General features: G+C 66.8%; 4 protein-coding genes. All 4 read left to right on the forward strand.

The genetic code is table 11. The features are described 5' to 3' along the window. The coding region (locus tag FV220_RS24070) for a TonB-dependent siderophore receptor (protein WP_147833481.1) at positions 1–1,880 on the forward strand (1,880 nt) is incomplete at its 5' end. Then, positions 1,880–3,061 carry a heparan-alpha-glucosaminide N-acetyltransferase domain-containing protein gene (locus FV220_RS24075; RefSeq protein ID WP_147833482.1) on the forward strand — a complete coding sequence of 394 codons (1,182 nt, stop codon included), beginning with the start codon at positions 1,880–1,882 and terminating at the stop codon, positions 3,059–3,061. The genes FV220_RS24070 and FV220_RS24075, both read left to right, overlap by 1 nt. 289 nt (positions 3,062–3,350) lie before the next feature. Continuing rightward, positions 3,351–3,989, forward strand: a complete 639-nt coding sequence (locus tag FV220_RS24080; RefSeq protein ID WP_056278302.1) for a 2,3-bisphosphoglycerate-dependent phosphoglycerate mutase — start codon at positions 3,351–3,353, stop codon at positions 3,987–3,989. A 147-nt stretch (positions 3,990–4,136) separates the two neighbouring features. Further along, positions 4,137–4,947, forward strand: an 811-nt coding sequence (locus tag FV220_RS24085) for a putative sulfate exporter family transporter (RefSeq protein WP_210245972.1), incomplete at its 3' end; no start/stop codon positions are given.

Raw genomic sequence — 4,947 nt, forward strand, 5'->3', positions numbered from 1 at the left:
TCCCCCGGGAAGTCCTGATTGACACAGCCGCGACCCGCGTCGAGCGCGCGCTCGACTACGTGCCCGGGGTCGGAAAGCAGAACGATTTTGGCGCTCAGAACCTCGCCCTCTACTCCGTTCGGGGATTTGCGACCCAGGACATCTTCTTCAATGGCTTCAACATCGCCCGCGGCTACAACGGCGCCCCCGACACCCAGAACGTCCAGTCTATTGAGGTCCTGAAGGGCCCGGCCGGAGCCCTCTACGGCCGCAGCGATCCGGGGGGCACGGTCAACATCCTGACCAAGCAGCCCGTAGCGCGACCCTTCGTCGAGATGGGCACGCTGTTCGGCAGCTTCGGCACCGCCCGCACCACGGTCGATGCGGGCGGTGCGCTGAGCGAGGACGGCAGCGTGCTCTATCGCTTCAACGGCGCGGTCGCCCGCCAGGACAGCTTTCGCGATTTCGTCGACGGCGACCGGGTGCTCTTGGCGCCCGTGGTGAGCTGGCAGGTCACGCCCGACACCAAGATCACCTTCGAGGTGCAGTACCTGCGCAACCGCCAGACCTTCGACCGAGGCACCGTCGCGGTGAACAATCGCCTCGGTCTCGTCCCGCGCTCGCGCTTCTTCGGCGAGCCGGGCGACGATTCCGTGTCTGAGAGCGCGCTGCTGCAGGTGCGGTTGGAGCACGCCTTCAACACCGACTGGCATTTGCGGGTCGCCACGCACCTCAACACCGGTAGCCTCACCGGCCTGCAGACCGGCGCGACCGGGATCCTCGACGACGGGCGCACGCTCCTGCGCGAGTTCCGCCGGCACGACTTCACTTGGGGCGTTGCCATCGGCCAGGCCGAACTCGTCGGGCGCTTCGAGACCGGGCCCATCGCCCACACCTTGCTGCTCGGCCTGGAGCACGAGCGCTACAACAGCACCGAGAACCTCCTGCGCTCGACCCCGCGCCTCGACCCCTTCGCCATCGACCTGTTCAACCCCGTCTACGGGCAGGCCAAGCCTCCGTTCACGCGCCGCTACAGCGCCAGCGAGAACGTCGGCAACACAGCGGTCTACCTTCAGGACCAGATCGCCCTCAGCCCGGAATGGAAGCTGCTGCTGGGCAACCGCACCGACTTCTACAACCAGACCTTCCGCGACAAGGTCGCGAACGAGCGGACCGAGCAGGACCGCACCGGGTTCTCGCCGCGTGCCGGGCTCGTCTACCAGCCGCTGTCGTTCCTGGCGCTCTACGGCAACGTCGCCGCCTCGTTCCGCCCCAACACCGGCTTCGACAGCGCCTCCCGGCCCTTCGCTCCGGAGACGGGCTTCGCCTACGAGGTCGGAGCCAAGCTCGACCTGTTCGACGGCCTCAGCGTGACGGCCGCCGCCTTCCACATCGAGAAGGAGAACGTACTCACCACCGACCCGGCAGACTTCTTCTTCCAGATCGCCGCCGGGGCGGTGCGCAGCCAGGGCTTCGACGTCAGCCTGGTTGGGCAGGTCACGCCCGAGTTCCGGGTGATTGGCGGATACGCCTTCATCGACGCGGCGGTCACCCGCGACGAGGTGCTGAGGGTCGGATCACCGCTCCTCAACATTCCACGTCATAGCGGCTCGCTGCTCGGGATCTACGAGGTTCAGGCCGGCGACTGGAAGGGTTTTGGGATCGGCGGTGGGTTCCGAGCGGTCGGCTCCCGGCTCGGCGACAGCGGCGTCGAGAGCTTCCGCTTGCCGGGGTACGTCCTGACGGACGCGCTGGCCTACTACCGCTACGAGAACCTGCGCTTCGGGCTCAACGTCGACAACATTTTCGACGAGACCTACTACGAGCGCTCCTACAACACCTTCTGGGTCGGCGTCGGTGAGCCGCGGCGGGTCACCGTCAGCATGACGGCACGGTTCTGATGGGCGAGCGTCCGGAGCCGCCGGAGGCATCGACCAGTCTATCGCTCCTGTCCGGCCGCATCGCCTCCATCGATGCCCTACGCGGGCTGGTGATGGTGCTGATGCTTCTCGATCACCTGCGCGAGACCTGGTTCCTGCACGTACCCGTGGCCGACCCGGTCGACGCCCGAACCGCCCTGCCGGCCGTGGCCCTGGCCCGCCTCCTCGTCAGCCTGTGCGCACCCATCTTCATCGCGTTGACCGGCGTGGCTGCGTACCTGTTCGGCACCCGGCACACGCTGGCGGAGACGCGGGCCTACCTGCTGAAGCGTGGGCTCGTGCTGATGGCGCTTGAGGTCCTCTACCTGTCGGAACTGTACTGGGGCGTGGCCAGCCCGACGCTCTGGCTGCAGGTCATCTGGTGCATCGGCGTCTGCATGATCGTCCTCGCGGTGCTGGTCGGCTTGCCACGTCCGATCCTGTTCACGGTGGGGCTGCTGGTCGTCTGCGGCCACAACCTCCTCGACCCGATCCACCTCCAGCCTGACCAACCGTTCTTCGCGGTCTGGGCGATGCTGCACCAGCGCGACGTCATCGCGTTGCCGTTCGGGCTGGTCGCCAAGACGACCTATCCGGTGCTCCCGTGGATCGGCGTGATCGTGCTCGGCTACGCAATCGGCCCGTGGTTCCTGCCCACCGTAGTGGCGCAAACCCGCGAGCGCCGGTTTCTGGCCCTTAGCTGCGGGATGCTCGTCGCTTTCATGGTCCTGCGTCTGGCGAACGGCTACGGCGACAAGCCCTGGTTCGTCGTCGAGGGCGACGCGCTTCGAACCACGTTGAGCTTCGTCTCGCTGACGAAGTATCCCCCCTCGTTGTTGTTCCTGCTGCTGACGCTCGGGATCGGGGCGCTGCTCCTGGTTGCCCTTGAACGGATGCGCGACGCCCCGGTCGTCTCGGCCCTGGCGGTGTTCGGCGGAGCGCCGTTGTTCTTCTACCTGCTCCACCTCACGATTCTGCGGCTCATGTATCACGGCGCCGTCGCCATCTGGGGCCCGACGCAGGGCACGGTGTTCGGCGTTGCGAGCTATGGCTGGGTGCTGGCCTGGTACGTCGGCCTGGTCGTGCCCCTCTACTGGCCGACGGCTTGGTTCTCGCGCTTCAAGGCATCCCGACGCGAGATCGCCTGGCTCAGGTATCTCTAGTGGATGAAATCTGACGGATGGAGCCCGTTCCCTGGGCCCACGCCCGGCCCCTTGCCGACCCTCGGAAGGTCCGCTCCCGGCCTGTTGAGGCAGAGGTCAACGACCGGGTTGGGTGGGAAGCAGCTTGGCTGCTTTCAGTCGCAAGACGTTCATAAGCGGACCTAGGATGACCCGCCGTCTCCGGATGGACGGTCCAACCCATCGCAGGGTCGAAGTTCGTTAAAGTCGGATGCCGACATCATCAGAGGCGATGCGACCAGCACGAAAGTGCTCTGCCTCGGGAGACAGGGTGATTCACGATTGCAAAGCCCCGGTCACGCGACATCTCGTGCTGGTCCGGCATGGCCAGAGCGTAGCCAACCGATCCGGCCTGTTCACGGGATTGCTGGACTCGCCCTTGACCGAGCAGGGCCGGAGGGAAGCCGAGGCAGCCGGCCGGCGTTTGGCAGAGTGCAACTGGCGCTTTTCCGCTGCCTTCACCTCGACGCTAACGCGGGCCGTCGTGAGCGGCCGGCTTATCCTCGATGCGCTCGGGCAACCCGGATTGGTCCCCCAAAGCTTCGCCGCGCTCGACGAGCGAGACTACGGGGACCTCAGCGGGCTCGACAAGATCGCCGCCGATGCGCGCTGGGGGGCGGAGCGGATCGAGACCTGGCGCCGCTCCTACGCAGAGGCGCCGCCGAACGGTGAGAGCCTGCGCGATACCGTCTCCCGTATCGTGCCATGCTACCTCCGAACCATCCAGCCGGCGGTCATGGGCGGAGACGTGCTCGTCGTCGCCTACGGCAATTGCCTGCGGGCGCTTGTGATGGCGCTCGAAGACCTCAGCCCGGCGGAGGTCGAGCACCTCGAACTCGCGACGGGCTCCGTCAGGATCTATGAGCTTGCCGCGGACACGACGATCAAGGCCCACTGGATCGACGGGTGAATCCGCCTGTCGGCCTCTCACAATGGGTCTCCGTGATCTGCGAAGGGGCACTTATTTCATCTATTTCAGTGATGGGAAGCATCTAATCATTCCGTTGGAGTGAATGAAAAGAACATGGGATTCTCCGGCATCACATCGGAGCCACCCATGTCCGCGCCCAGACTTTTCTCCCACGCTCGGTCAATGCGTGCCTTGGCCGGCACGAGAGCCATCCTTCCGGGACTGGGTCTCTGTATGGCGGTCACCGCCGCAGCGGTCGGCTTCGAGGCCGTCGAGGCGCATCTGTTCGGTCGCGCCTGGCTCGAAGCCCTGGTGCTGGCGATCCTGCTCGGGAGCGCGATCCGCACCGCCTGGACCCCGTCGCAACGTTTCTTTCCCGGCATCGCCTTCGGGGCCAAGACCGTACTGGAGATCGCGGTCGTTCTACTCGGGGCCTCGCTCAGCCTCACGACGATCCTCGCCGCCGGTCCGGGTCTGCTTTTCGGCATCGCGGGCGTCGTCGTGGTCGCGATCCTGTCGAGTTACGGCATCGGCCGAGCGCTCGGGCTGCATCCGCGCATGGCGATCCTCGTGGCCTGCGGGAACTCGATCTGCGGCAACTCGGCGATCGCCGCCACGGCACCGGTGATCGGCGCAGACGGCGAGGACGTCGCCGCCTCCATTGCCTTCACTGCGGTGCTAGGCGTGCTGGTGGTGCTCGGCCTGCCGCTGCTGGTGCCGCTGCTCGGCCTGTCGCCGATGCAGTACGGCGTGCTCGCCGGCCTTACCGTCTACGCCGTGCCGCAGGTGCTCGCCGCCACCGCGCCGGTCGCGGCGCTCAGCGTCCAGGTCGGAACCCTGGTGAAGCTCGTCCGGGTGCTGATGCTAGGCCCGATCGTCCTGGTGCTCTCGCTCGGCGCGAGCCGGCTGCGCGAGGAGACCGACGAGGCCGCCCCCGGCGTCACCGCGGGCGACCGCC

Source organism: Methylobacterium sp. WL19, assembly GCF_008040005.1.
GTDB lineage: Bacteria > Pseudomonadota > Alphaproteobacteria > Rhizobiales > Beijerinckiaceae > Methylobacterium > Methylobacterium bullatum.

Excerpts from the sequence above, each read along its gene's own strand:
- FV220_RS24075 (WP_147833482.1), top strand. The coding sequence starts at position 1,880 with ATGGGCGAGCGTCCGGAGCCGCCGGAGGCATCGACCAGTCTATCGCTC.